The organism is Nonomuraea sp. H19 (assembly GCF_052068215.1).
In the GTDB taxonomy this organism is placed as follows: Bacteria; Actinomycetota; Actinomycetes; order Streptosporangiales; family Streptosporangiaceae; genus Nonomuraea.
The window spans coordinates 184,117-210,168 of the sequence record NZ_JBQHCV010000012.1; the positions used below are offsets into that span (position 1 = coordinate 184,117).

21 protein-coding genes and 1 other RNA gene are annotated in these 26,052 nt (G+C 69.6%); 10 read left to right on the forward strand and 12 right to left on the reverse strand.

Going from position 1 to position 26,052, the window contains the following annotated elements; genetic code table 11:
• Positions 1-174: 174 nt before the first annotated feature.
• Positions 175-1,623 (reverse strand): flavin-containing monooxygenase, encoded by a 1,449-nt coding sequence (locus ACTMTI_RS26965; RefSeq protein WP_441123315.1) that lies wholly within the window; start codon positions 1,621-1,623, stop codon positions 175-177.
• Positions 1,624-1,738: 115 nt separating this feature from the next.
• On the opposite strand from ACTMTI_RS26965, the gene ACTMTI_RS26970 reads away from it, so the two are divergent.
• The 4 genes from ACTMTI_RS26970 (at position 1,739) to rnpB (ending at position 5,029) form a co-directional block, all read left to right on the forward strand.
• A complete protein-coding gene (locus ACTMTI_RS26970; protein ID WP_441123316.1) occupies positions 1,739-2,539 on the forward strand; it encodes a Nif3-like dinuclear metal center hexameric protein in 801 nt (266 codons plus the stop codon).
• 2 nt (positions 2,540-2,541) lie between these two features.
• A complete protein-coding gene (locus tag ACTMTI_RS26975; protein ID WP_441123317.1) occupies positions 2,542-3,282 on the forward strand; it encodes a zinc ribbon domain-containing protein in 741 nt (246 codons plus the stop codon).
• The gene (locus ACTMTI_RS26980) at positions 3,279-4,484 is read left to right on the forward strand and encodes a bifunctional RNase H/acid phosphatase (protein WP_441123318.1); all 1,206 of its coding nucleotides are present in this window, start codon (positions 3,279-3,281) and stop codon (positions 4,482-4,484) included. The genes ACTMTI_RS26975 and ACTMTI_RS26980 overlap by 4 nt, the downstream gene beginning before the upstream one ends.
• A gap of 153 nt (positions 4,485-4,637) precedes the next feature.
• An RNA gene (gene rnpB, locus ACTMTI_RS26985) (RNase P RNA component class A) lies at positions 4,638-5,029 on the forward strand.
• Positions 5,030-5,560: 531 nt separating this feature from the next.
• Here rnpB and ACTMTI_RS26990 read toward each other — a convergent pair.
• Both ACTMTI_RS26990 and ACTMTI_RS26995 read right to left on the reverse strand, forming a co-directional pair.
• Positions 5,561-6,007, reverse strand: a complete 447-nt coding sequence (locus tag ACTMTI_RS26990) for a transposase (RefSeq protein ID WP_441123432.1) — start codon at positions 6,005-6,007, stop codon at positions 5,561-5,563.
• Positions 5,956-6,090, reverse strand: coding sequence for a hypothetical protein (locus ACTMTI_RS26995; protein WP_441123319.1), 135 nt, complete (start codon positions 6,088-6,090; stop codon positions 5,956-5,958). Before ACTMTI_RS26995 ends, ACTMTI_RS26990 begins: the two co-directional genes overlap by 52 nt.
• A gap of 532 nt (positions 6,091-6,622) precedes the next feature.
• Between ACTMTI_RS26995 and ACTMTI_RS27000 the strand changes: the two genes are divergently transcribed.
• Complete coding sequence (locus ACTMTI_RS27000) at positions 6,623-6,952, forward strand: thioredoxin family protein (protein ID WP_441123320.1); 330 nt, start codon at positions 6,623-6,625, stop codon at positions 6,950-6,952.
• A 192-nt stretch (positions 6,953-7,144) separates the two neighbouring features.
• Here ACTMTI_RS27000 and ACTMTI_RS27005 read toward each other — a convergent pair whose 3' ends face one another.
• Entirely contained in the window at positions 7,145-7,849 is a 705-nt protein-coding gene (locus ACTMTI_RS27005; protein WP_441123321.1) for a hypothetical protein, read from the reverse strand.
• Between the two features lie 421 nt (positions 7,850-8,270).
• On the opposite strand from ACTMTI_RS27005, the gene ACTMTI_RS27010 reads away from it, so the two are divergent.
• Both ACTMTI_RS27010 and ACTMTI_RS27015 read left to right on the forward strand, forming a co-directional pair.
• Positions 8,271-8,429 carry a hypothetical protein gene (locus ACTMTI_RS27010; protein ID WP_441123322.1) on the forward strand — a complete coding sequence of 53 codons (159 nt, stop codon included), beginning with the start codon at positions 8,271-8,273 and terminating at the stop codon, positions 8,427-8,429.
• A gap of 273 nt (positions 8,430-8,702) precedes the next feature.
• Positions 8,703-10,028 (forward strand): ISL3 family transposase, encoded by a 1,326-nt coding sequence (locus tag ACTMTI_RS27015; protein WP_441123323.1) that lies wholly within the window; start codon positions 8,703-8,705, stop codon positions 10,026-10,028.
• A gap of 496 nt (positions 10,029-10,524) precedes the next feature.
• On the opposite strand, the gene ACTMTI_RS27020 is transcribed toward ACTMTI_RS27015, so the two are convergent.
• From ACTMTI_RS27020 to ACTMTI_RS27045, 6 genes are all read right to left on the reverse strand, one after another.
• Entirely contained in the window at positions 10,525-12,474 is a 1,950-nt protein-coding gene (locus tag ACTMTI_RS27020) for a serine/threonine protein kinase (protein WP_441123324.1), read from the reverse strand.
• Between the two features lie 36 nt (positions 12,475-12,510).
• Positions 12,511-13,503 (reverse strand): serine hydrolase, encoded by a 993-nt coding sequence (locus ACTMTI_RS27025; RefSeq protein WP_441123325.1) that lies wholly within the window; start codon positions 13,501-13,503, stop codon positions 12,511-12,513.
• Positions 13,504-13,820: 317 nt separating this feature from the next.
• Positions 13,821-14,831 carry an NAD-dependent epimerase/dehydratase family protein gene (locus ACTMTI_RS27030; protein WP_441123326.1) on the reverse strand — a complete coding sequence of 337 codons (1,011 nt, stop codon included), beginning with the start codon at positions 14,829-14,831 and terminating at the stop codon, positions 13,821-13,823.
• 4 nt (positions 14,832-14,835) lie between these two features.
• Positions 14,836-17,067, reverse strand: coding sequence for a SulP family inorganic anion transporter (locus tag ACTMTI_RS27035; RefSeq protein ID WP_441123327.1), 2,232 nt, complete (start codon positions 17,065-17,067; stop codon positions 14,836-14,838).
• Between the two features lie 78 nt (positions 17,068-17,145).
• Positions 17,146-18,648, reverse strand: a complete 1,503-nt coding sequence (locus tag ACTMTI_RS27040; protein WP_441123328.1) for a hypothetical protein — start codon at positions 18,646-18,648, stop codon at positions 17,146-17,148.
• A gap of 183 nt (positions 18,649-18,831) precedes the next feature.
• Positions 18,832-19,557: a YbhB/YbcL family Raf kinase inhibitor-like protein gene (locus tag ACTMTI_RS27045; protein WP_441123329.1), complete on the reverse strand. Its 726-nt coding sequence runs from the start codon at positions 19,555-19,557 to the stop codon at positions 18,832-18,834.
• Between the two features lie 103 nt (positions 19,558-19,660).
• Between ACTMTI_RS27045 and ACTMTI_RS27050 the strand changes: the two genes are divergently transcribed.
• From ACTMTI_RS27050 to ACTMTI_RS27060, 3 genes are read left to right on the forward strand one after another with little or no spacing between them, the layout of a single operon-like run.
• Positions 19,661-19,981, forward strand: coding sequence for a hypothetical protein (locus ACTMTI_RS27050; protein ID WP_441123330.1), 321 nt, complete (start codon positions 19,661-19,663; stop codon positions 19,979-19,981).
• A gap of 9 nt (positions 19,982-19,990) precedes the next feature.
• The gene (locus ACTMTI_RS27055; protein WP_441123331.1) at positions 19,991-20,512 is read left to right on the forward strand and encodes a PH domain-containing protein; all 522 of its coding nucleotides are present in this window, start codon (positions 19,991-19,993) and stop codon (positions 20,510-20,512) included.
• Positions 20,509-22,026, forward strand: a complete 1,518-nt coding sequence (locus tag ACTMTI_RS27060) for a PH domain-containing protein (RefSeq protein ID WP_441123332.1) — start codon at positions 20,509-20,511, stop codon at positions 22,024-22,026. Before ACTMTI_RS27055 ends, ACTMTI_RS27060 begins: the two co-directional genes overlap by 4 nt.
• A gap of 196 nt (positions 22,027-22,222) precedes the next feature.
• On the opposite strand, the gene sepH is transcribed toward ACTMTI_RS27060, so the two are convergent.
• Both sepH and ACTMTI_RS27070 read right to left on the reverse strand, forming a co-directional pair.
• Positions 22,223-24,883: a septation protein SepH gene (gene sepH / locus ACTMTI_RS27065; RefSeq protein WP_441123333.1), complete on the reverse strand. Its 2,661-nt coding sequence runs from the start codon at positions 24,881-24,883 to the stop codon at positions 22,223-22,225.
• 160 nt (positions 24,884-25,043) lie between these two features.
• Complete coding sequence (locus ACTMTI_RS27070; protein WP_441123334.1) at positions 25,044-25,982, reverse strand: protease inhibitor I9 family protein; 939 nt, start codon at positions 25,980-25,982, stop codon at positions 25,044-25,046.
• Between the last annotated feature and the right edge of the window lie 70 nt (positions 25,983-26,052).

Below are 26,052 nucleotides of genomic sequence, written 5' to 3' on the forward strand. Positions count from 1 at the left end.
ACGGTCCCGTCCGGCTGAGGGGTGGGACGGTGGGCGCCGTACCCGCGGGGACACCATGACCCGCAAGGGGATACGAGGGCGGGCGCGCCGGCGCACACGGCGGGCGCTCAATCAGGGGCACACGGCGGGCACTCGATCAGGGGCACAGGGCTGGCGCTCGATCAGACGTCCCGGCTACGTGGCGGGAATGGGACGGTAGGCGGTGAGCGGGGGCTTGGACGTCAGCTTGCGGTAGAGCGTCGTGGAACCTGGCCAGTTGTTCGTGATGCGGCCCTCTGCCGTCTTGTACCAGCTCTGGCATCCGCCGCCCCACACCATCCGCGCCATCGCCGCGTCGAGCTGCCGGCTCCATGCCGCCATCACCTCGGGCCGCACCTCGATCGGGCCGTGCCCGGACAGGTGCGGCAGGCACGCCATGATGTGGTTCACCTGGCATTCGATCATGAAGATGATGGAGTTGTGACCGAGGTTCGTGTTGGGGCCGTACAGGAGGAACAGGTTCGGGAAGTTCGGCATGGAAATGCCCAGGTACGCCGAGGCCCCGCCGTTCCACTGCTCCTCCAGCGAGCGCCCGCCGCGCCCGATGATCTCCATCGGGGCGAGGAACTCGGTGCTCTTGAAGCCGGTCGCGTACACGATCGTGTCCACCTCCCGCAGGCCCTCGGTGGTCTCGATGCCCTTCGGCGTAATCTGGACGATCTTGTCCGTGACCACGTCGACGTTGTCCCTGGTCAACGCCGGGTAGAAGGTGCTGTCGATGACGACGCGTTTGCAGCCGGGCGGATAGCCGGGGGTGAGTTTGGCCCGCAGCTCCGGGTCGGGCACCTGGTCGCGCAGGTGCCTCAGTGCTCGCTTCTTGAGCGGTTCCGCGCTCCACCCCTGGGCGAGGGCGGGATAGAGGGTGGCTTCGGCGTACCGGTAGACCCACTCGCGGTAGGCCCGCTGAAGACCGGGGACGGAGCGGAAGGCGAACCTGGTCAGCGGGCCGAACGTGGCGTCCGGCTTGGGGATCACCCAGTTGGGGGTGCGCTGGAAGACGTGCAGCCGCTCGACCTGCGCGGCGATGCGCGGGATCAGCTGGGCCGCCGACGACCCGTTCCCGATCACCGCGACCCGCCGGCCGGCGAGGTCGTGATCGTGGTTCCAGCGTGCCGAGTGGAAGGCAACACCCTCGAACCCCGACATTCCTGGAATGTCCGGCAAGTGGGGCCGATTGAGCTGCCCCACTCCCATGACGACCACGTCGAACGCCTCTGTGTGCTCGGCCGGCTGGGAGGTCGTGAGCTGCCACTTCACGCCGTCGAAGACGGCTCGGCGGACTTCTGCGCGGAAGCGGATTTTTCGCCTGACGTCGTATTTATCGGCGCAATGCTCTAGATAGCCAAGAATTTCCGACTGCTCGGGGTAGCGGCGCGTCCAGCTCGCGTACTGCTCGAATGAATAAGAGTACAGATGCGAAGGAATGTCGCACCCCGCTCCCGGATAACTGTTGTCTCGCCAGGTGCCGCCGAGGTCGTCCGCTTTCTCGAAAACGGTGTACGACCGGATCCCGGCCCGTTCGAGCTGGATCGCCATGCACAATCCGCCGAACCCCGCGCCAATGATCGCGACGCTTGGTGTCATGTCATCCTCCGCCCGTCAGGATCCACTTACATTACGCCGAACCTTGTTCTAACGACACCCCTTCCCATGCCCGCGAGGCCCTCCCGCGGGCCGGTAGTCTGCGCAGGTGGCTGCTGTGACGTTGACGAACGTGATCGAGGTGCTCGAGGCGGCCTACCCGCCCGCCCGAGCCGAGTCGTGGGATGCGGTGGGTCTGGTGAGCGGGGATCCGGCCCAGCGGGTGCGGCGGGTGCTGTTCGCGGTCGATCCCGTCGCCGCGGTGGCGCAGGAGGCCCTGGAATGGCGGGCCGACCTGATCGTCACCCACCATCCCCTCTACTTGCGCGGCACCACCAGCGTGGCCGCGACCACCCCCAAGGGCCGCCTCATCCACACTCTGATCAAGAACGACATCGCCCTCTACACCGCCCACACCAACGCCGACGTCGCCAACCCCGGCGTGTCCGACGCCCTGGCCAGAGCCGTCGGCCTGGTCGGCGACCTGGTCCCGCTCCAGCCCTTCCCCGACGACCCGTGGCGCGGGCTGGGCCGCATCGGCGACCTGCCGGAGGCGACGACGCTGGGCGAGTTCGCGGCGCAGGCGGCGAAAGGGCTGCCGCACACCCCTGGAGGGATCCGCGTGGCGGGCGAGCTGTCCCGTCCCGTCCGGCGCGTGGCCGTCAGCGGGGGAGCGGGTGACTCGCTCCTCAGTACGGCCGCCGCCGCGGGAGTCGACGTGTTCCTGACGGCCGATTTGCGGCATCATCCGTCGAGCGAGTTCATGGAATCGGGCGGCCCCGCGCTGATCGACGCGGCGCACTGGGCGACCGAGTGGCCCTGGCTCGACAGCGCCGCGTCCATCCTGCGCGCCAGTGGCGTTACCGTTGAAACGCGTGTCTCCGCCACGGTCACCGATGCTTGGACAAGAGGATATTGATCATGAAAGCAGCCCCTGAGGCCCAGAAGAGACTGCTCGACCTGGCAGAGCTCGATTCCGTGATTGACCGGCTGGCGCACCGCCGCCGCACCCTGCCCGAGCTGGCCGAGATCGACGCGCTGTCGAAGCAGTTCGCCAAGCTCTCCACCCAGGTCATCGAGGCCGAGACGGACGCCGGCGACCTGGCGCGCGAGCAGACCAAGGCGGAGAGCGACGTCGACGCCGTACGCACCCGCGCCGACCGCGACCAAAAGCGCCTCGACTCCGGCGCGGTCACCTCCCCGCGCGACCTGGCGAGCCTGCAGTCCGAGATCGTCTCGTTGCAGAAGCGCCAGGGCGACCTGGAAGAGGTCGTGCTGGAGATCATGGAGCGCCGCGAGGCCGCCGACACCAAGGTGACCGACCTGGTGGCGCAGCGCGACGAGGCGGGCGCCGCCCTGTCCGCTGCGGAGAGCCGCCGCGACGCCGCGCTCTCCGAGATCGACAAGGAAGCGGGCGAGGTCAAGGGCCGCCGCGCCGCCGTCGCCGGCGAGATCCCCGCCGACCTGCTCACCCTCTATACGAAGCTCAGGGACCAGTACGGCGTGGGCGCCGCCATGCTGCAAGGTGGCCGGTGCCAGGGCTGCAAGGTGGCCCTGTCCATCGCCGAGATGAACCGCATCAAGGCCGCGCCCCACGACGAGGTGCTGCGGTGCGACGAGTGCAGGCGAATCCTCGTACGAACGGCAGAGTCAGGCCTGTGACGCACTACGTCATCGAGGCGGATGGCGGCTCGCGGGGCAATCCGGGCCCGGCCGGCTACGGCGCGGTCGTCATGGCTGCCTCGGACGGCCAGGTGCTGGCCGAGGCGGCCGAGGCGATCGGCGTCACCACCAACAACGTCGCCGAATACCGCGGGCTGATCGCCGGCCTCACGGCGGCGCTCCGGCTGGGCGGCGAGGGCGCGTCGGTGGCCGTGCGGATGGACTCCAAGCTCGTCATCGAGCAGATGGCGGGTCGCTGGAAGATCAAGAATGAGGGCTTGCGGCCGCTCGCGTTCGAGGCCGGGGCGCTGGCCAGGCGGTTGCGGGTGACGGAGTGGACCTGGATCCCCCGCGAACGCAACAAGCACGCCGACCGCCTGGCGAACGAGGCCATGGACGCCGCCGCCAAGGGATTGACCTGGAAGGCCGGCGGCGCGACCGCGCCTGACGCACTGGACAAGCCGCCGGCAGGGCAGCAGACGGACCTCCTCGACGCGGGCACCATTTCCGAGATATCCGCCCCGACCGCCTCCGTGGCCGCGGCGCAGCAGCGTGCCAAGGGCACCGGCTGGGCCCCGCCGACCCGGGTGGCGACGTCGCTGCTCCTGCTCAGGCACGGCGAGACGGAGCTGTCCCTGGAACGCAGGTTCTCCGGCCTGGGCGACGCCGAGCTGACGGCCAACGGCCTGGCCCAGGCGTCGGCGGCCGCGGAGCGGCTGTCGCGGGAGCCGTACCGGCCCGATGTGATCGTCACGTCGCCGCTCAAGCGCGCGAGGCAGACCGCCGCTGCGGTGGCCCAGCGGACCGGCCTCGACGTCGAGGTGGACGAGGACCTCAGGGAGGCCGATTTCGGCGCCTGGGAGGGCCACACGTTCACCGAGGTGCAGCGGAAGTGGCCGGCCGAGCTCGCCGCCTGGCTCGCCGATCCCACCACCGACCCGCCCGGCGGCGAGAGCTTCGCCACGACCGCCGTCCGGGTGCAGGCGGCGGGGGAGCGACTGGTGGAGCGGTACGCCGGCAAGACCGTTCTGGCGGTCTCCCACGTGACGCCCATCAAGATGCTCCTGAGACTCGCCCTCATGGCGCCGCTGGAGTCGCTCTACCGGATGCACCTCGACCTGGCGTGCCTGTCGCTGATCGAGTACTACGCGGACGGCCCGGCCGTGGTGAAGTCGTTCAACGACACCGCGCACCTGCGCTGATCACCGGGCCGTACCGGGTGTCGGTGGGAGCGGGGAGACACCCGGTACGGCCACTGTGCGCATCGCCCTCCTCAGGCGATGACGGGCCTATTCCAGTGGATCTCTCTTGTGGCTGGCTTGGGAACAGCTTGTGACTTGATACAGTTCAGCAGACGAGTCGGCCGGGCGACCGCGTCGGGCCCCACGCGGGCCCGCCGAGGAAGGTCCGGGCTCCGCAGGGCAGGGTGGTCGGTAACGCCGACCCGGGGTGACCCGCGGGACAGTGCCACAGAAAGCAGACCGCCTCCCGGTTTGACGGGAGGTAAGGGTGAAAGGGTGGTGTAAGAGACCACCAGCGCCCACGGCGACGTGGGCGGCTAGGTAAACCCCACCCGGAGCAAGGTCAAGAAGGGACGCTCTCCGGAGCGTCCCGCGCGCGACGTTCGAGGGCGGCCCGCCCGAGCCGCGCGGGTAGACCGCTCGAGACCGCCGGCAACGGCGGTCCTAGATGGATGGTCGCCCCTTCTCACGAAGGACAGAACCCGGCCTACAGGCCGACTCGTCACCCTTCAACTCTCTGACCAGGGGTTTTGCCTGGTTCAGGTGCCGCTGTTCCGGTCCTGTTCCGCCAGCGCCGCAGTGATCATGGTTTCGACCGTGGATCGACGGCAGGCGGGATGGACGGGCAGACGGGTACGGCTGGCACCCCACGTCCAAGGGCACGCTGAACCGCCCCACTGCTAGGCCGTCATGTCCTGCCGGGTAAGCCGGTACTTCCCAGGCCAACCTGATCGTCATGCGACGTGCGCAGGTACGGACGACAATCCTCATGGGACTGGTCCCCTTACCCACGCATTGGGGCGCTCTGGAGTGCGTATTCATCCACTTCAGAAAGCTAAGAAGAAGATCGCCCCCTTCGCCACCACCTGAACGTCCATGACACCCTCAGTGGACTGATCCGCCACCTACATCCCGTACCCGGCTTACCAAAGGTCACCCTCATATCATGCTGCTTCAGGGTGGAGTCGACAGCAAATGGGATGGACAGACGGAGATGCAACTACGCGCCCTTGCCTCTGCATGTGGGCTCTTCGAAGTTAAGCGGGGTTGAGGTATCCGCGGCCTCGTCGGGTGGTGGCACATCGGGTGCGTAAACGCTGATTCTCGGGATTGCGGAAGCCGTAGGCGTCGCGGGCGGTGGTCTTGATGGCGCGGTTGGTCCCTTCGGAGCCGGCGTTGGTGATGCCGGTCCGGATGAAGGCCAGGATCTCTGGCCACCAGGTCTCGATGGTGGTGGCCAGGCGTTCGAGTTCGGGCAGGTCGGAGGCGGCGCAGCGATCGTAGAAGCGAAACAGCCTAGGCGGGCCCTGAGCTCGCCGCGGCGGACGGCTGCGTAGGCCGCGCCGCGGGCACCGCCGAGCGCGCCGAGGCCCGCCGCCTGACCGACCGGGCCGAGCAGGCCGAGCAGCGCCTGACCGCCACCCGCGAGCAACTACAGGACGCCACGGAGGCCGCCACCGAGGCCCGCCGCGACACCCGGGCAGTCCGCGAGGAACTGGCCGCCGCGTGGCAGCGCTTCGACGACGAGCGCGACCGGCTCCGCGCGCAGGCCGAGCAGGCGGTCCAAGCCAAGGCTGAGGCCGACACCTCGGCGGCGGCGGCCGTGGCCGCCGCCGAGGCCCGGCTCCAGGTCGTCACCGAGGACCTGGAGCAGGTGCGCGGGCGACGACGAGCGCCGAGCGGGGGCAGCCGCGTGTTGTGGTCACCGGACCAGCTGGATTTACAGCACCGCGAGATCAGCGCTCGGCTACTCCTCTTCGGTGGTGGCCACCAGCTCCGGCCGGGCCTTCACGTGTCCCAGCGTCAGGCGTCAGGTTATCCAGGCTCGTACCCCCCGGCCCTCGCCGAGGTCGGAGAGTTCTTCGGTGTAATCGCACAGCGGCAGGCGGGATTGGGGCCCCCTTTCGAGGGGGGTCGTTCCGGGCCGATCCTCAGACAGTGTTGGTCTTTGACGTGATCTGCCGCTGTACCACGCCCGCTCTGCCGGACAGAATGATGATCGCACCCAGACCGGGAGGGCAGCGCCCCGACGGGCTGCGTGCGCCTTCAGGCCCTCGCTCAGAAGGCCTTCGATACGCTACTGGACAGGAGCACCGGTAATGAGTGCGGTCGTCAAGGTCACCACCAAGGAACAGTTCCATCAACTGCTGCGGGACAACCGGCGCGTCGTCGCCATGTTCACCGCCACGTGGTCCGGCCCCTGCAGGGCCATCACAATCCACTACGAGAAGTTCTCGAATTTGGATAAGTTCTCGGGCATCCGTTTCCTGACTGCCGATGTGGACGACGTTGCCGACCTGGTCAAAGAGCTGCATGTCCGGAACGTGCCCACCTTCTACTTCTACAGGGAAGAAGAGAAGCTCCATGATCTCGTAGCCCCAAGCCCGCAGGCGCTTGAAGAGGCCCTTGCGCTACTTCACGACGTTTAATGCAACATCCCAACCACCGCACATGCTGACAGTGGTATGAGTCCCGGCCCGCGGTGCGTGGTTGGCGGGAACAACCAGTGCGCGGAGGAGGAAACCGACCCTGAGCGGCATCTGATGGCCTGGGAAACGCCCGAAACCCTGGGCCTCTCCTCGGAGGCTCGGGCGGGTCCCCGCCCGAGCCTCATCTGCTGGTCAGGGTCGGCCTTGAGTGAAGGTCAGTGAGCAGGCGAGTGTCTTCTGGTTCCTGTTCTCCGGCTCGGTGCACCAGCCCGAGGTGAAGAAGCCGATGGTGTAGGTGAGCCCGACGCCGATCGAGACGTCGTTGAACGCGGCGGTGCCGAAGTTGGAGTCGATCGTCACCCGGGTGACCCAGTCCGGTGCCTTGGTGTGCGAGGCCGCTTGGCCGCGCCACATCCCCATCCACGCCAGGTTGGTCTGGGCGAGGTAGCCGGCCAGGCAGTTGAACTGCACGGCGACGGACGTGGGGCCGACGAACTTGAGGGTCAGGAAATCGTGGTCCAACTCCGCCTTGGCGTCCGGGTTGGGCACGTAAGCCGAGGCGACCACATTACGGGCCAGCTGCGTCTCGGTCTTCATGGGGCCGACCGTCAGTCCGATGATGTAGGAGTTGGCCTGCATGCTCAGGCCGTCGAAGGCCAGGCTCCCGTGCTGCTGGGAACCGATCGCCTTGGTCTTCAGCGGGGTGTTGTCCCACGGGATCTGGTCCTCGTCTTGCCAGAGGGCGACGACGTAACCGGCGTCGATGGGCTCGGCTCCCGGCATCAGGTCGTAGGTGAGGCCGATCGTGTCGGCTGTCACATAGTTGACCTGGAGGCTGGTGAACCGCTGGTCGTGCTCGGAGAGCTGGCTGATGAGGTTGTTCTCAGTGCTGGTCATGCCTCTCCCTGGGTGAATGCTCCTCAACCCCGTGGCCAAGGAGTCGGTGATCTGGTGATCCGGCCGGTGACCGATGGTGCTCAGAAAAGACGCTCTGGGCATTTGCGGATTTCCGGCATCGCTGGTCGCCATCCGTATGTGGAATGGGACATGTGCAGCGCCGAAGTGTGGATCGAGATTTGTGCGATCTCGCGCCCCTGAGCCCCGTCTTGCTTTGCCATAATAGGAATCTCACATGCTCTTCTTCCAAGTCAACCCGCCCTGCCATATCGTTCTAGAACGTTCGCTCTGGTCGCATTTGTTCGCCCTCCAGAAAGCCGGACTCTTCCTGGTCAGAAACCCGTCTGCTCGCATCTGGCCGGTTTTCGGTCAACATTACGGCTAGTCCGAATTTATGGTGGAGATGTCTTGATGATTCTCGGTGGGCCGCTACGCTGCAGATGATCGTCTCGCGACAAGTGCGGCACCGACATTCCAGAAAGGATCGGGCGACATGGATCAGAAGGACGAAGAAAAGTTCGCGAAGGCCTTCGACGCCCTCGACATTGACCGCGACGGCTTTTTGAAGCGGTCGGACTGATCTGCTCCCCCGGACCGAGTGGATCTGATCTGTATGATCCGAAACACAGAATCCCGGGTAAGTGAATTGTCGATTCTTTAGAAGACGGCCCAGCGTTGACAGCATCCAGGGACTGTGTGTTCGTTTCCTGGCTTCCGGTGACCACAACACGGCTCTTCGAACTTGATCGGGGTTTGAGGGCTCGCCGGGCTCAGAAGGCTTGAGCGGGCTCGTGGCTCTCGATGATCCTTCTTGTTGTCGAGGCAAGAAGATCACAGCAGAGAAGCCACGAGCATGGTCAACGATACGACGCTGCTGCTCGGCCTGGACGGCGTGGCCGTCACGAAGGTCGTCGCCGCAGGTGACGGAGTGCAGGACGGCCCGGTGGTGCACCTGGCCACCGCGGATGAATGGGCCAGATGCTGCCCGCAGTGCGGGGTCGCCGCAGTCCGGATGAAGGAATGGGTGACCACCCGCCCACGGGACCTGCCGGTCGGCGGGCGGCGGTGTGCGTTGCGCTGGCGTAAGCGTCGCTGGTGCTGTGACCAGGCATCCTGCCCGCGTCAAACGTTCACCGAACAGGTGCCGCAGATCCCCGCACGCTCCCGGCTGACCCGGCGATTACGCCAAGCCAGCGGTGCCGCCGTGGGAGATGGCGGGCGAACGGTGATCCAATCAGCGCGAGATAACGGGGTGTCCTGGCCGATCGTCTCGGCCGCTTTCACCGAGCACGCTCATCGGGTACTGCCCGCCCAGCCCGCGCTCGTCACCGTGCTGGGCATCGATGAAGTCCGCCGCGGCCGGCCGCGCTGGATGCTGGAGGAGGCCACCGGCACGTGGGCGACAGCGGTGGATCGCTGGCATACCGGGTTCGTGGATCTGTCCGGCGACCAAGGCCTGCTCGGCCAGGTCGAGGGCCGCACCATCGCCGCCGTGACCGGCTGGCTCAACCAGCGTGACCCAGCCTGGCGGCAGCAGGTGGCCTTCGTCGCGATCGATATGTGCACCATCTTCAAAGCCGCCGTACGAGCCGTGCTACCGCACGCCACGCTGGTGGTCGATCACTTCCACATCGTGCAGTTGGCCAACCAGGCACTCACCGAGGTCCGCCGCCGCCTCACCGTCCAGATCCGCGGCCGACGCGGGCGCAAGGGCAACCGCGAGTGGGAACTGCGCAACCGGCTCACCCGCTCCGCGGCCCGGATGCACGGCTGTCAACTGGATCCGATGGTCGATGACCTGCATGCCCTGCCCGCACGGCTGGGCCGGCCGATTCTGGCCGCGTGGAACGCCAAGGAAGACCTGCTGGACCTGCTCGCCCTGGCCCGCACCCACCCCGACCGGAGCGTCATCGCCGACCGGCTGTTTCGCTTCTACGATCGCTGCGCCGCCTCCGACCTGCCCGAACTCGAACGCCTGGCCACCACCATCGAGACCTGGTGGCCAGAGATCCTGGCCTTCATCCGGACCGGCATCACCAACGCCGGCTCCGAAGGGACCAACCGCGCCATCAAGACCACCGCCCGCGACGCCTACGGCTTCCGCAATCCCGAGAATCAGCGTTTACGCACCCGATGTGCCACCACCCGACGAGGCCGCGGATACCTCAACCCCGCTTAACTTCGAAGAGCCTGCATGTGCCGCCTCTGGACCGTTTGACTACGTAACCATGGAAATCCACGAGACGTCACGTTCTACAAGATTCCCGCACCTTTGTGACCCGCCAGTCGTCACGCCGCCAGGTCACAAAGTCGCAGGTCAGCGCTAGATCCGGAAGAAGAGATTCAAGTACCACTCGTCGTTGCCGGGAGTGGCAAACTGAGTGACACTCAAGATGCCATCAGGTGCCCGCCCCTGCACGTCCACGCACAACAGACGCCTCTAACCAGGAGAAATGCCAGATAGGACACCCGTCGTTGTTCCTTCACACCAAAGAGATCACGGGTTCGCCGTAGCAACCGTCCTGTTCCGCCAGAGCATGCAAGATCTCCGAAACCAGCGAACGCCTGTCCATGGCTCTCCCGGCACGTGCGCACCGAGGAGGTTGACGACCTCGCCGGCGCTCACGAGCATGCAGGCGCGTCAAGTGTGACTGGTCCGCCGGCCATTCCACGGATCAGGAGGAGCCCCTGGAGGGATTGATCGTGAAGTAAGGGATCATGTCCAGCTCGTCCGGGACTTCCAGGAGTCTGCGCACCAGCTTCCCGCTGAATCCCACGACCTGGACCTCGTCATTGGCCGCGTTGTCCAGCTCCCAGCAGTAGAGATGCGCCTCGTCGTACCAGCCGAGCACCTTCTCGCAGTCAGAGGTGAACTTGCGGATCTGTTTGGCGGTGCCGGTGTCCCAGATGCAGTGGTCGCCGGGGCCGCCGCCTGGGCAGTCGGTCACGAACATCTTGCCTGAGGGCGAGAAGATGCCCACGGCGCCAGACGACAGCGGACCGACATCTGGGATGTCACGCGTGGCCTTGCCGGAGGCGTCGAAGAAGCGCAACCCCTCGTCCTTGCCGTAGACGGCGACCGCGCCTTCCTCGTTGGCGTCCCAGCCGAACTTGGACTCCCGGATCGAGACGTCGGTCAGGTTGATCACATTGACCTTGGCCTGGGCCACGTCGATGATGGCGAAGCCCAGGTGGATCCAGTCCTCCTCGCCTTCCTTATGGTTGATCTTCCGCTCGATGTTGAGCAGGACCTTCGAGCCGTCCTTCGACCAGGCGTCGACGGGACTGATCAGCGGGTCGCGTACGGTCTTGACCCGGAAGCTGGAACCCGCCTGCCTGTCGGTGATGAGGACCGAGTCGTAGCCGTCCGAGGTGTACTTCCGGGGCCTTCCCGCGAGATGGCGCCCGTCGGGTGAGACCAGCGACTCCCAGTTGCCGGCGTGCTTGCTGAACGGGCCCCACAGCGATTGCCGGGCGTAGTCGATCTCGTCATCGGCTTTCTTGTCGTAGACCTCGTACGCCGTCAGCGTGATCGGGTCGGACGGGTGCTCGTAGAGCGTGATCGAGCCGCCGGGCAGCCTGTTCGCGGTGGGGGTGACCGGTGCCGTGGTCTGCGGCGCCGCGGTCGTGGATGAGACGGGGGCGGCCACGGTCGGGAGGTTCCGCAGCGCCACGGTCACCGCCACCCCGGCCAGCACGAGGAGCACGGCGGTCACAGCCGCCCCGATGATGATCGGCCTGTTGTCTCGCGGGCGGGGCGGATCCACCTCCGGAGAGGCCGCCTCGGTCCCCTGCACGAGGATGCTGGAGTCGCGCGCCGGGTGTCGCAGCAGCCGCTCGATCGCCTGCTGGGCCGTCGGCCGCTGCCGGGGATCCTTGTCGAGGCACTTCAGCACCACTTCACGCAGCGGCCCGTCGAGCGGGCCCGGATCGGGCGGCTGCCGCAGCACTCGGCTCATCACCGCGTGCACCCCGTCACTGCCGAACGGCGCTCGCCCGCAGGATGCGAAGACGATCGTGCCGGCCCACGAGAACATATCGGCCGCAGGCCCGACCGCATGCCCCATGATCTGCTCGGGAGACATGTACGCAGGCGTGCCGATCGGCGTGCTGCTGGTCATCGCGGTGGCGTTGAGCCTGCGCGCGATGCCGAAGTCGATCACGCGCGGCCCGTCGGCGCCGAGGATGACGTTGCCCGGCTTGAAATCCCGGTGCACGATCCCCGCCTGGTGGATCGCGGCCAGCGCGGTGGCGGTGCCGATGGCCAGCCGATCCAGCGCTGAGCCGGTGCGCGGTCCCTGCTGCCGCACGACCTGCTCCAGGGAGGGGCCCTCCACGAACTCGCTCACGATATAAGGCCGGTCCTGCTCTACGCCCGTGGCGAGAACGGCCGCGGTGCAGAACCGCGCCACGCGCTGGGCGGTCTCCGCCTCGCGCAGGAAGTGCCGGACGCTGACCTGGTCGCCCGCCTGGTCGGCGCGCAGCCACTTGACTGCCACGTACGCGCCCGTCGAGTTCTTGGCTAAGTAGACGACACCCTGTCCGCCCTCGCCGAGCTTGCCGAGGAGTTCCAAGCCCCCGATCTTCAGAGGATCGCCGGGCCTGAGCGGCGTGAAGGATGGCATGCAGGGATTCTGGCCCAACGCATGGCTCTCCGAAACTTACCGGCTGGTAGACACACCGGAATACTCTTCTGTCAACAATGCGCCGGCGCCGGCCTTGGCGAGGGTCCCGGTGACGAGCTCGGTGACGCGCTCGACCGCCTTCACCCCCGCTCCCATCGAGGAGTGGCGTCGCGAGATGACGGCGATCAGGTACGTGTGGCCGCGATCCCGCACCCGGCCGATGCTGTTGACCGTCCAGCGTCCCCCGTCCCGCTCACGCGGCAGCCAGCCGTTCTTGAGCGCCACGTCCGCGCCCTCGCGCCCGGCCGCGCTGACGCCCCATGCCTGCTCGGGCGCCACGTCGCCCATCAGGCCGAGCACGTACCGGCGGTGCCTGGCGGACAGCGGGCTCTTCGGGGAGGTGAGGGCGGTCAGGAGGCGGATCTGGTCGGCGGCGCTGGTGGTGGTCGAGCCCCATGCTGCTCCTGGGCCTGGCTTCGTGTCGCGCAGGCCGAGCTTGTTGTTGGCGGCGGCCAGGCCGGAGGCGCCGCCGATCGCCGACCACAGAGCGGAGGCGGCGGCGTTGTCGCTGACCTTGATGGCTTGGGCGGCCGCCCGCCGCTCCCAGGCCGTGAGTCCGCGGCGCCGGCGCTGCGCCTTGAGCAGCAGTGCGACCACGATGTCGACCTTGACGATGCTGGCCGTGGCGGTCCTGAGCCCGCGGTTGAAGGAGAACGACAGGCCGGTGGACAGGTCGCGTACCGACACCGCGAGCTCCCCTGGGAGGCCGGCCAAGTAGCGGTTCAGCGAGCGGGTCAGCGACTTCTGGTACGACGCCGCCGGCTTCGGCCTCGAGGCCTTCGACGGTTCCGGGGCCGCGGCCAGGGCGACGGGGCTGGGGGCGGGAGGGATGAGGAACGGCAGGAGGGGAGCGGGGGCGGGGGAGGCGACGCCGCCCGACGTGAGGATGATCAGCGACGCGAACGCGGCCGCGATGGATCCCAGCGTGACCCGCCGGCGCCCCGGCGGCGTCCCGAGTTGCGCCGGCACGGCCGGCCTACACGGGAACGGGATCGGACGGGAAAGGCGGCCAGGAATGCAATAAGGAAGGCAAAGCCCGCAATCTCATGGCAGGCAGCATTCCGATATGGGTGTTTCCACCGTGTTAGCACCACGTGCGCTACCTGAAAATTCGCTCCCAAAAGCTCAAACCAGGCTCAAAAGTGAGGGGCGGAGGCAATCGGCCACCTCCGCCCCTCTGGCCCCTGGGAGTCAGGACCGTCGTCGCGAGGCGCGCCGTGGGCACCGGAAGTGCCTCGCTGGCATCGCGACACTAACCCGGCCCATGCCCCCGGGTCTGCGCAGGATTACTCAGAAGCCCACGCGGCGAGAATCGCGGCCTCCTTTTCCGGCGCTATCCCGTGCGGGGTGTTCGTGCCGAAATTGCGCTCCGCCTCCGGGATCTCACGCAGCCACGCCCACGTGTCGCGCACGGTCTCCGCCACGGGACGGATGCGCAGCCCGGCCGCCTCCGCCTTGGCCGTCGGCACGCTCCAGAAGTTGCCGACCTCCGCCGACGGCGGCCCGCCCCACAGCGGCAGCTCGACGAAGGTCCGCACGCCCTGCCCGGCCAGGAACTCGTCGTCGACCCACACGAACTCCGCGTCGGACCCGGTCACCTCCTTGCACAGGCCCAGCCACTCCCCGAAAGTGGTGTGTCCGGCCGGCCCCGTCACCAGGAACCGGTCGGCCGTGCCGCGCTCCGCGTGGTCGAGCGTGAAGATCGCCACGTCGCGGGCGTCCACGAGCTGCATCGGCTGGTCAGGGGAGCCGGGCGCGAGGACCTGGCCGCCCCGCGCGATCCTGGTCAGCCACCACGGCAGCCGGGCCACGTCCTCGTGCGGTCCTAAGATGATCCCCGGCTGCACGATCAGTACGTTGCCGTCGAACCCCTGCTCGGAGGCCCGCTCGCACCCCGCCTTCAGCACCCCGTAGCCGCCGTCGTCGGGCCCGGCGTCGGGCTCGCACGGCCAGCTCGCCGGATCCTCGCCGACCGGTTCGCCGGGGAAGTCGGCAATGGCCGAGACGGTGGAAATGAAGGCATACGTCGCCGCATGCCCGGAAAGAGCCCGCGCCGACTCACCGACCACCCGGGGCACGTAGCCCGAGGTGTCGACCACGAAGTCCCACGAACGCCCCTCGACCAGCCGATCGAGATCGGCCCGCGCCTCCCGGTCGCCGCGCACGGCCTCCACCCCGGGCACGTCGGCCCCGCTGCGCCCCCTGTTGAACGTCGTGACCTCGTGCCCCCGAGCCAGCGCCGCCTCCACGACGGCACGCCCCAGGAACCCCGACCCGCCCATCACCAGAACCCTCATGGGATCATTCTTCGCCCGCGAGCACCCGGCGATCAGGCATCTTCACCGAGGGCGTAGAGCGGAGCGGCGGCACGAGGTGCACCCTGGCGGTCGCGATGTCGAAGTACAGCCCCACCAGCTCCAGCTTGCCCGCCCTGACCTGCTCGTCGACCTTCCGGTACGTGCGCAGGTTCTCCAGCTGCTGCTGCACGTTGACCCGGCACAGCACGTCCAGGGCGCCGCTGTGCAGCCGATCGCCCTCGGTCTCGATGAACGTGGCCAGGCTGTGGTCGCCGTGCCGCAGCCACCGGCGCAGCCCCGGCAGGCTGCCTGCCTGCACGCCCGCGCTGAGCACCCCCGCCATCGCGCCGCACCCGGAATGGCCGCACACCGTGATCGTGTGCACGCCCAGCACCTGCGTCGCGTACTCGATCGCGGCCACCACCGAGTCGTCGTGCGGCTCCGAGCCCCTGCGCGGCACCAGGTTGCCGATGTTGCGCACCGTGAACAGGTCGCCGGGACCGCTCGCGGTGATCAGGCTGGGCATGATCCTGGAGTCCGCGCACGTGATGAACAGGTGCGACGGCTGCTGCTTGCGGGCCAGCTCAGTGAAGATCGGCTTCACCAGCGGAGCCGTGTGCCGATGGTATTCGCGGGCCCCCGCCGTCAGCAGGCACTCCACCTCCGCGGATGCGCCGTCGGACGGCGTTGTCCGGCGGGTCCGGTGCGCCCACGGCAGCCACCAGCGGTCCGGCACCTTCGGCGGCGACTTGACCGGGAACATGCGCGCCCCGCTGGCCGCCAGCGCGTACCACTCGTCGTGCAGCTCGTCGATGTTGACCGTGCCGCCCATCCGCTCGTGGTCCAGCCGCCAGGAGTGGATGGCCTCGAAGGCGGCGTTGTCCATGAAGTCGATGTTCAGGTCGAGGTCCACGGGCCTGCCCGCCGGGATCGTCCGCAGCTCGTGCGTCAGCCGCGGCACGCCCAGGAACGTCAGCGACCCCGAGATCGTCACGTGCATCCGGCCGTCCCGGTCCTCGCGCTTCAGCACGGTGACCCAGGTCAGGCGGCGCAGCGCGAGCAGCGCGGCCAGGGCCAGCCCGGCCAGCACGCCCTCGGCGAGCCCGAGCAGGATCACGGCGCCCATCGTCGCCACGTACACGGGCACCTCGCCGTGGCCGTGCACCTTCTTGATGTGGCCCAGGTTCACCATCTGCACGCCGATGAACACCAGCAACGCCGCCAGCGCTTCCAGCGGGATCAGCTTGATCGCCCAGCCCAGTCCGAGCGCGAACATCAGCACCCAGACCCCGTGCAGGATCGTCGACAAGCGCGTACGCGCCCCCGCCTGCACGTTCGTGGTGCTGCGCACGATCACCCCGGCAACCGGCAGGCCGCCGAGCGCGCCGGTGACCATGTTCGCCACGCCCTGCCCGGTCAGCTCCTGGTCGAGATCGGCGCGGCGGCCGCCGTGCATCCCGTCGATCGCCACGCAGCACAGCAGCGACTCACATCCGGCCAGCAGCGCCACCAGCAGCACCGACGCCACGACGAGGTGCCAGTCGCCCTGCGGCAGCACGGGGAACGCCCACTCCGTCATGCTGTGGGACAGGTCGACGCGCGTGACGTCCCAGTTGAACACCCAGGCGGTGATCGCCGCCGTGAGCAGCGCGGCCAGCGGCGCGGGCACGACCTTGATCCGCTTGGGGAGTCGCGTCCACAGTGCCAGCACCATGATCGTGAGCAGGCCGACGGCGACCTTGTGGCCGTGCAGGTCGGCGATCTGCCCGGGCAGCTCGACGAGGTTCGCCACGGCGGAGCGCTGCGAGCTGCCGCCCAGCACGACGTGCAGCTGGGCGAGCGCGATGATCACGCCGACGGCCGCCAGCATGCCGTGGATGACGGCCGGCGACACCGCGAGCGCCGCCCGGGCCGCCTTGAACACCCCGAGCACGAGCTGTACGGCCCCGGCCAGCAGAGTGATCATGCACGTGGCGCGCCATCCGTACGTGTGCACCAGGTCCACGACCACCAGCGACAATCCGGCGGCGGGCCCGCTGACCTGTACGGCCGAGCCGCCGAGCGCGCCCGCCACGATCCCGCCCACCACGGCGGCGATCAACCCGGCGGCGAGAGGCGCCCCGGAAGCCATCGCGATGCCCAGCGAAAGGGGCACCGCGACCAGGAAAACCACGAGGGAGGCTGGCACATCATGCCGGAGGGTGCTCAGCCAGCTACTCTTCGTGTCGCGGAACATGGAGCAAACCCTATTGCTCCGTCGACCCTGCTTTAGTGGTGCGTCACACGGGTTTTACGCATTAATGGGCGCCTGGGCTCAGCGGTAGTAGTCGTGCGGGTAATCCTGCTCAGGAGCGCGCCGGCGGCCGCCCTGAGCGGGCTGCGACTGGCCGCCCTGCCTGTTGTTGTCGCCGAACGCCGGCCAGCTCCCGCCCGACGGCGGCTCCGGCCAGGGGGCCGCCGCGGTGGTGATGTCGCCCGTCTCGTAGGCGATCGATCCCGGGGGAGACGCCGGCGTCGGCGTGGACGTCGGCGTGGACAGCACGTCGTCGTAGGCCGAGACCGCCCGGCCTGGCACGGTCGGTGTGCCGGTTGCGGGGGAGGGCCCGGTGAGCGGGTCGGAGTCGTCGGCCACGGCCCAGCCTGCGCGCACCTCGTAGGAGGCGGGGTAAGACGGGCGCGCGGGCTCCTCGAACGCCGGCCACGAGGTCGCCGGGCCGCCGTAGGCGGTGGCCGGGGTCGGGTCGTCCAGTATGTCGGGCGAGGCGCTCCACGAGCCGGAGGTGGTGGAGGCGGGCGGGTTGGTCCAGGTGGTCTCGAGCGGGTCGGCGCCGTTGCCTGTGTAGGCGGGGAACGGGTCGCTCGTCGGCGCGCCGTGGATGGGCGTCGGCTGCGCCACCGGGAACGAGCCGCTGGAGTTGGGGCCGGCGGCGGGGAACGAACCACTGCCGTTGACCGGTGACGCGGGGAACGAGCCGCTGCCGTTGGCGGCGGGGAAGGAGCCGCTTCCGCCGGCCGGGGAGGCGGGGAAGGAGCCGCTGCCGTTCGCGGACGGGGAGTATGACCGGGAGGACGGCATCGAGTCGGAGGCGGGGCGCGGGGTGGGGGCGGGGGCGCCCACGCCCAGGATGCTCATCACGTCGGAAGTCGGAGTCGGGGCCGCGAAGGTCATGGTGCGCTGGTCCGCCAGCTCGGCCTGTGCGGGAGTGGCCCGCTTGGCGGGCTCGACCAGGTCGGCGAGGTTGGCCGCCGCGGCGGCCGCGGGCACCTGGCGCTGAGGCAGGGGAGCCTGGATGGTCGTCGCCTCGGGGTCGACGGATGCCGCCGCCACGGGCTGGGGCCTGGCCCGCCGCCGCTGGCTGGGGCGCTCGGTGGGCCGTTCCGCCGGACGCTCGGCGGGACGCTCGCGATCGTCGGGGCGGGCGGCGGCCTTCCTGGCAGCCACTGTGCCGCCGGCGCCGAAGTTACCCTGCTCGGCGTCGCTGCGGATGTTGGCCCAGAACTCCTCGTCCTCGTCGTCCGAGCTAGGGTTGCCCCACTCGTCGACGCCACGCCTGCCACGCTGGCCGGTGCGTACCGGTTTCGGCGGCTTGGGCTCGTCAATGGGGCTGAAGTCGGGGCTGAAGTTCCTCATCCGCGGTTCGTGCGCGGCGAACTCGTCCGTCGATCGACAATGGGTCATCTCCTCCTTCTCGGCCATCTCCTTCAGCCGTTCCGGAGGGAGAGAGCTCTCCCGGCGGTTCATCGAACGCATGCCCAGTGCCACGACGACGAGCACGAGGAGCACGACAGCGACCAAGCTCACTACAACCGCAGTCATTGCACCACCCTCAAAGCCATGGCCTCCCTCTGGCGCCGGTGAGATCGCGCGGCCATCGACGCGATCTGCCCCCTTTGATCACCAGTGCCTGAACATTGGATCTGATTGTGTCGGACCACTATGAGCGTTGTCACACCCTACGTGAAGAATTGGTACACCGTACTACCTGCAGTGTTCGGCCTCTCACTGGATGTCGACCGCCGTGAGGCGGCCCCGGGCTATGGTCTGGTCCGCGATCTGCTTCAGGATCTCCGGAAGGGTGTCGCCCTTCTGGAGATCGACCTTGCCGTCCAACGTGTAAACGGTGAAGCGATAGTTGCCCTTGTCGCAAGGCGGCTCATAGCCCGCCTTCCCACTGGTGACCCTCGCCTGGCCGGACCCCTCGGGAGGGTCCTTGGAGGCGTTGGGGCCCAGCTCGGTCGTGGTCGCCGGGATGTTGTAAAGCACCCAGTAGACGGCTGAACTCGAGCTGCTGTGCGCGTCGGCCACGATCGCGATCGACTTCGCCTCGGACAGCGGCTGGCTCGACCAGCGCAGCGGCGGGCTGCCCTGATCGCCCTGGCAGGAGTATTCGCGCGGTAGCGGCTTGCCGTTGCGCAGCTCCGGGCTGGAGACGTTGATCTCCGCGATGTCCAGGGCCTGAGATCTGCCGATGAGACTGCCGCAACCCGACAGTGCGAACGCCGCGACAACCACCGTCACAGTGACGGTGATGCGTCGCACGCGTGCTGTCGCGTTACACAGCCCCATGCCGGACGATGCTACGCGGGTCTCGGCAGTGCGCAGACCGTTTCTCGATGGTCCGTGCTTGGTAAAGGATCCGAAATCGACCGGAATCACGGCATCTGCGAAGTGACGTTGGACACACTGGCCGCCTTCGCCCGACACCGCGACGCCGTATCCGGCCATACCGAGGGAACCCTTTCCGGCCTGCCGCTTCACGGGCGTGGAACGCGGGGCGGGAGCGCGTACAGCGACCCGACAAAAGGGACATGGGTTTCGGTCGCAGCTTGTGGCGAAAAGTGCCGGCTGCGGCGGACGGCGGCTGCCACGTTGCGTGGGGGCGCTCGCGCTGAGGGTTGCGGTCCCGCGCGGCCCGGGGCCTGGCTGGCACGAACGTGGCGCCGCCGACGTGGCCAGGCTCGACAGCCTGCGGCCGGGCCGCCACGAGCATGGCACCGCGGCGGAGCGGGCACCGCCGGACACGCCGGAACCGGCGGCGGATCTTTACCCGCCCCATCAGCGGATCATCTTCCGCGATGGATTCGCCGCCGAGCAAGGAGATCCAGCGCGGCACGCCGAGCGGCGCTCGGCCGGTGAACGCGCGTCCTAAGCTGGGCGTGTGACGTCAACAGGCCCGCTGCGCGATCCGGCGAACCGCGTCTCGCCCAAGGCCGTGCGCCTGTGGCTGCTCGAGGCACTGATCGCGTTCGTGCTCTTCCTGGGCGGCGCCCTCCTCGTGTCGCGATGGGTGGGCGGGAGCGGGTGGTCGTGGGTGCCGGACTGGTTCGCCGCCAACTCCTGGTTGCTGCCCCTGGCGGTCGTGCTGGTGCTCCTGCCGTTCCTGGCGGCCGAGCCGTTCGTACGCTACGCCGTGCATCGCTGGGAGCTCGCAGACGACATCGTCTACGCCCGGTCGGGGTTCCTGACCAGGGAGTGGGTGTTCGTGCCCGTAAGCCGCATCCAGACCGTCGACAAGGGGCAAGGGTGGCTGGAGCGGATGCTCGGGCTGGCCACGCTCGAGATCCGCACCGCGTCCCACGCCGGCTCCTCGACGATCAAGGGCCTCGACCACCTGGTCGCGGCGGCGCTGGCCGAGCAACTCGCGCACCGGGCGGAAGAGCTCAGAGACGACGCGACATGACCGAGCCCACGCCTTCCGGGGAGGGCGCCCCTCCGGTCCCAGCCGGAGCGCCGCTGCGGCTGAGCCCGAAAGTGCTGTTCATCGACCCCGTACGCATGCTGCCCTCGCTGCTCCTGCCCCTCCTCGGCCTGCTCTTCGTGGGCGGTTTCTCGGCCAGATCGTACGGCTGGGCGGCGTTCGGCGTCGTCGGCACCGTGGTGTTCGCGGTCATCAGGTGGGCCACCTTCACCTACGAGATCGTCGGCGACCGCCTGGAGACCAAGCGGTCGCTGATCAGCCGTTCCGTCCGCACCATCCCGCTGGAGCGGATCCGCGGTGTCGACGTGTCCACGCCGCCCATGCACCGGCTCTTCGGCCTGTCCGTACTCAAGATCGACACCGGGGCGAGCGGCGGGGACCAGGAGGCCGAGCTCGACGGGGTCACATTGGCCGAGGCCGAACGTCTCAAGGCCGTGCTGCTGCGGCGCGCGGCTCGGCCGGAGCCGCACGTCCCCACCGGACCGGCCGAGCGGCCGATCATCGGCGTGCCGCGCAAGTGGCTGCTGTACGGGCCACTGTCGGGCGCGTACCTGCTCACCCCCTTCGCGCTCGCCGGCGGCGCCGTGGGGCTGGCGTTCCAGTGGGGGGACCAGCTGGGGTTCGGCCGGAACGCCGCCTGGCACGTTGTGCAGTGGCTCTGGGACCAGCCCTACCTGCTGCTGATCGTGGCGGTGCTGCTCGTCCTGGCGATGCCGGTCCTCGGCGGGCTGATGTACGCGGTCTTCAACTGGGACTTCCGGCTCAAGCGCCGCGACGGCTACCTGGTGGCGGAGCGCGGGCTGGTCAACCGGCGCAGCGTGTCGCTGGAGTCGAGGCGGGTGCGCGGCTACGAGATCGTGGACGGCCTCGCCGAGCGGTGGGCCGGGGTCGTCCGCGTCTGGGCCATCGTGACCGGGCTCGGCGATTCGGCCACTCGCGGGCAGTTGCTGCCGGATGTGCCGCGCGCGGTCGCGTACCAGGTGGCGGAGGAGGCGATCGGCCCCTACCGGGCCGCTCTGCGCCGCCACCCGCCCGTGGCGCGCAACCGCCGACTGTTTCGCGCCGTCTTCCCATGGCTGGTGGCGGCGTTCGTGAGCGCTGTCGCGGTCTGGGCGACGGGCGCGATGCCGTGGTGGATTCTCCTGGTGCTGACACTGCTGGCGGCCGGTGCCGGGGTTCCCCTGGGACTCGACAGGTACGCGTCGCTGGGACACGGCTATGACGGGGTGCGGCTGGCGGTGCGCTCGGGGTCGCTGCGGCGTTCGAAAGCCGTGATCGAGCGCCGCGCCGTGGTGGGGTGGCGGCTGCGGCAGACGTGGTTCCAGCGGCGGGCCGGGGTGCTCACGCTGATCGCCGGCGTGGGCGCCGGCAAGGGGGGATATTCGGCGATCGACGTCTCGGAGGCTCAGGGGGCGGCCTTCCCCGCCGAGGTGACACCGGAATGGCTCGCACCCTTCCTGACGCCGCCGGCGGAGCCCCGCCCGCCCGCCGGGTGAAGCCGCGCCGCGGACCGTGGTGCAGCGGCGCCGGCCGCGGTGTGCGGCGGCGGCGTCCGTGGTGGTTGCGGTGTGGCGGCGGATGGCGGTCTTGAGGACGGGCGCCGCCACGGCATCGGCGAAGGGCCGGACGACAGACGCAGGTCTGCCGCCGGTGAAGGCGCGGCCGGTCCGGGTGCCGGTCCGGTAGGCGAGGTCAGTCCTGGCGGCGGGCGCCGAACATGATCTCGTCCCACGTCGGGACCGAGGCCCGGCGTCCCCTGGAGCCCTTGCGCGCCTGGCGGGCGGCCGGAGCGGGGGGCGGGGACGGCACCGGTACGGCCTGCTCTTCCTCGGCCTTGCCCTTGCCTGTCCGCGCCGCCGGCACCTTGGGCTCCACGGGGGCGGGCTTGGGCTTGGGCGCCGGAGGCTTGGCCTGTTGCACGGGCTCGGGCGTCGCAGGCTCGTCGCCCTCACTTTCGGCCTTCGAATCCGGTACGTCCTGCGCCGCGTCGTCCTTGACACCCTCCGGCGTCTCGGCGGGCGCGGCTTCGACCTTGGGCTCCGCGGCCGCCGCCGGCTGGTCAGGGACCTTTGCCGGTCCATCCGCCCCTGGGACAGGGGCGTCCGACGGAGTGGTGACGTCCACGGCGGGAGCCGGGTCGGCAGCAGACGAAGCACTGGGCGACGCGGCAGCGCTGGCCTCGGCGGCAGGCGGCGTGGCAGGGGCTGCGTCGGCGTCGGCGGCAGGTGGCGTGGCGGGAGTTGCGTCGGTACTGGCCTCAGCGGTAGGCGGCGTGGCAGGGGCTGCGTCGGTACCGGTTTCGGCGGTAGGCGGCGTGGCAGGGGCTGCGTCGGTACCGGTTTCGGCGGTAGGCGGCGTGGCGGGAGCTACGTCGGTGTCGGCCTCAGCCCTAGGCGGTGTCGCGGTGGACGAAGCGGTCGGCTCGGCGGCGGGCGCGGCGGTGGCGGGCGAGGCCACGACCGGCCCTGTGACGGGCGTCGGCTCCGCGATGGGGGCCGGTTCGGCGACGGGCGTCGGCTCCGTGACGGGCGTCGGCTCCGTGGCGGGGGCCGGTTCGGCGGCGGGCGTCGGCGCGGTGACGGGGCTTGACTCGGCAGCCGGAGCCGGCGCCGGGATGGAGATCGGCGGCTGAGCGTCCGGTGCCGTGCTGACAGTCGCTTCCGGCGCGCGGGCGGCGGCCGGCTCGTCCGTTGCCGAGGAGGGCTCGGCGGTCGCTTCGGCGCGCGCAGGGGTCTGCGCCGCGGTCGCGTCCGGCTCGGAGACCGGCTCGGTGGCGACGCTCACCTGCGTGTCGGCCTTGGCCGGGGCGGCTGGTTGCGCCTCGGGAGCCGGTTCGACGGCCGGCTGTGTGGCGGAGGCCGACTGAGCGGCCGGCTGCGCGGCAACCTGCTGTGTGGCGGAGGCAGGCTGGGCGGGCGGTTGCGCCGTGGAGGTCGGCTGAGCGGCCGGTTGTGCGGCGGCCGGTTGCGTGGTCGAGGTCGGCTGCACGGCCGGTGAGGCGGGGGCCTGCGCGGCGACCTGCTCCTGCGGCGTGTGCTCTTGCGGCGACGTGTGCGCCTGCACGGCTGGCTGTGCCTGTGCGGAAGATTGCGCCTGCACGGCTGGCTGTGCCTGGGCGGAAGGTTGCGGCTGTGCGGAAGGTTGCGCAGGAGGATGCTCCTGCGTGGAGTGCTGCTCGCGACCGGATCCCTGATCGCCGGTGGTGGTGCGCTCCTGGGCGGCGGCGGGCGGTTCCTCGGCGGCGGGTCGCGAGGACGTACGGGAGTCCCCGGGTGCGGGCGTGGCGGGAGCGTAGATGGCGTCGCTGTCGCGCTCGCCGGCACGGCCGGTCCCGAAATCGGGCAGCCATGGCGAAGACCCGCCGCGGCGAGAGGAGGTCTCGCCAGGACGGGCATGACCGGTCTCATGAGCAGGCGGCTCAGGCCGGAAGGATTCGCGCGACGGAGGCTCCTGCCGGAACGCCGACTCGCGGGACGGCGAATCCTGACGCGGGCTCGGGTCGGGCGTGCCGGATGACGCGTCCGGCGCCGGCTCGCGCGGGGGAGCGGCGCGGTCGAAGGGCGCCTCGCGCGACGGCACCTCCGGCGCACGCGAGTATCCGCTCTCCGAAGACCGGGACGGCGGGTTGTAGCCGACCGCCGGCTCCTCGGGTTCGCGCCGCACCGAACCCGGGAACGGCAGCGCGTCGGAGGTGAGCGGCGGCACCGGCTGGAGCTTGGCCACGCGGGGAGTGAACGGCGTCACCGTCGTGTCCTCGACCACCGGAGGCTCGGCGTCGAAGTCTGCCGAGGACAGGCGCATGGCCTCGTCGTCGTGGGGCGTCACGTGGCGCTTGCGCGGGTCGAAGAGCCACTCGGCGTGCCGCGTGTGACCGTTCCACACGTAGCCGAGATTGACCCGCCACAGGCCGTCGTCGCGCTTGGCGGAGTCCCAGTCGATCTCGTCCGTGGGCACACCGCGCCTGGTCAGCCGCTCCGCGACGAGATCACCGAGGGTCGGTCCCGGGGCGGACTCCCCGGGCATGCGCACGGCCACCCGTTGCGCCTGCTGAGCGACGTACTCCCGCTCCTGCAGCACTGGCCCCTCGAACCAGCGGACGCGTTCGACCGGGATTCCGGCGGTCGCGGCGATCTCCTCCGCGGTCTCTCCGGCGCGAATGCGGGCCTGGATCTCCTTGGGGCGCAACGGACTCTCCACTTCGATCTCGTACTGGCCGAGACGGGAGAAGTTGCCGCGGACGGCAGCACGGAGCCGGTCGTCCACGGGAAGGGTGAAGCGCGTACCTCGCCCGGCAGTAGCCAGCACGAGATAGGTGCCGTCCTCACTCACCGCGACGAGTCGGAGCTCCTGCATGCGAGTCCCTTCGTCAGCGTCGCCATTCTTCCCCCGGACCCTTGAGTCTCTCGCGTGTGCCGGTTGCCTGCCAGCACCGTACCCGGCATGTCCGAACATCGCCTTCATGGGATAGGCCCGGGGCGATGTGACGCCGGTCACATTTGTCGATTCCATCCCTCTAGAGCCCGCCGTCGCGCATGAGGAGGTTAGAGGCCCTCAACGGATTCTGGCGAATCGCGCCGCCGGCCGCAGTGCAATTGAGCCGGGACGCCAAGATGGCCGGGTCCGCGGTGGGACGGTGCTCCAGGAAGCCGGCGGCGGCCCCCGCGATGTGCGGGGCGAACGCCGAGTACGCCGCGCCGCCCCGCCCCACACGGCAGGCGCCCGTGTCGGCCGCCGCGACGACGAACACGCCCGACCGCACCAGGTCCTGTACGGCGGTGGCGAGCGCGGGGGAGTCGGCGCCGTCGAGGGAGAGGACGGCGACGGACGGGCCGCGTGCGTGCCTGCGGGTCCAGTCGAGGCCCGCCAGCACGTCGGCCAGCGTGCCCGCGCCGCCGCAGCCGATCACGCGTACCGAGGCGATCCCGGCGCGGGGCGCGATCGCATGGACGCGGCCGGCGACCCGCGTGCCGTGTCCGGTGCAGTCGCGCCCGGTGCCGCCGGTGGCGTCGAAGGCGCGCCAGGCCCGGTCCCCGAACTCGGCCACGTCAATGCCGCTGTCGACGACGTACACGGTGGTGCCCGCACCGGTGGCCTGGCCGGCGACGGGACGGGCGGCTCTCTCTGTCATGGGGTGGATCTCGCGGTCGGGCTCGATCGCGCGCACCCGTGGGTCGGCGCGTAGGGAAGAAAGTTCGGCGGCGGTGAGGAAGGTGGCGAAACCGGGTAGCGCGGCCGTGTAGTAACGCCGCACCCGCCACCTCACCTCGCCGACGAGATCGCGGGCGGCCGCCCTGCTGCGCGCGGTGACGATGTAGGGCCGGGTGGGTTCGGAGGTTGCGGGGCGCAGGGCGAGTCCTGAAGCGGGCGTCATGGCGAGAGGTGCGGCGGTCGTGACGGCCGTCGCCACGGCCGCGGCGAGGTATACGGAGGGCAGGCCGAGTCGTCGGGACACGAGTGACGAGGGTGCCCGCCCCCCTGCCCATCCCGGTAACGGGACACGCCCGCCCACCCCAACATGAGCC

Bases quoted from the DNA above. Each gene is read 5' to 3' on its own strand.
- ACTMTI_RS27000 (WP_441123320.1), top strand. From the start codon at position 6,623: ATGAGTGCGGTCGTCAAGGTCACCACCAAGGAACAGTTCCATCAACTG.
- ACTMTI_RS27005 (WP_441123321.1), bottom strand. From the start codon at position 7,849: ATGACCAGCACTGAGAACAACCTCATCAGCCAGCTCTCCGAGCACGAC.
- ACTMTI_RS26965 (WP_441123315.1), bottom strand. From the start codon at position 1,623: ATGACACCAAGCGTCGCGATCATTGGCGCGGGGTTCGGCGGATTGTGC.
- ACTMTI_RS27045 (WP_441123329.1), bottom strand. From the start codon at position 19,557: ATGGCCGGATACGGCGTCGCGGTGTCGGGCGAAGGCGGCCAGTGTGTC.
- ACTMTI_RS27020 (WP_441123324.1), bottom strand. From the start codon at position 12,474: ATGCCATCCTTCACGCCGCTCAGGCCCGGCGATCCTCTGAAGATCGGG.
- ACTMTI_RS27015 (WP_441123323.1), top strand. From the start codon at position 8,703: ATGGTCAACGATACGACGCTGCTGCTCGGCCTGGACGGCGTGGCCGTC.
- sepH (WP_441123333.1), bottom strand. From the start codon at position 24,883: ATGCAGGAGCTCCGACTCGTCGCGGTGAGTGAGGACGGCACCTATCTC.
- ACTMTI_RS27035 (WP_441123327.1), bottom strand. From the start codon at position 17,067: ATGTTCCGCGACACGAAGAGTAGCTGGCTGAGCACCCTCCGGCATGAT.
- ACTMTI_RS27040 (WP_441123328.1), bottom strand. From the start codon at position 18,648: ATGACTGCGGTTGTAGTGAGCTTGGTCGCTGTCGTGCTCCTCGTGCTC.
- ACTMTI_RS27060 (WP_441123332.1), top strand. From the start codon at position 20,509: ATGACCGAGCCCACGCCTTCCGGGGAGGGCGCCCCTCCGGTCCCAGCC.
- ACTMTI_RS26975 (WP_441123317.1), top strand. From the start codon at position 2,542: ATGAAAGCAGCCCCTGAGGCCCAGAAGAGACTGCTCGACCTGGCAGAG.
- ACTMTI_RS27030 (WP_441123326.1), bottom strand. From the start codon at position 14,831: ATGAGGGTTCTGGTGATGGGCGGGTCGGGGTTCCTGGGGCGTGCCGTC.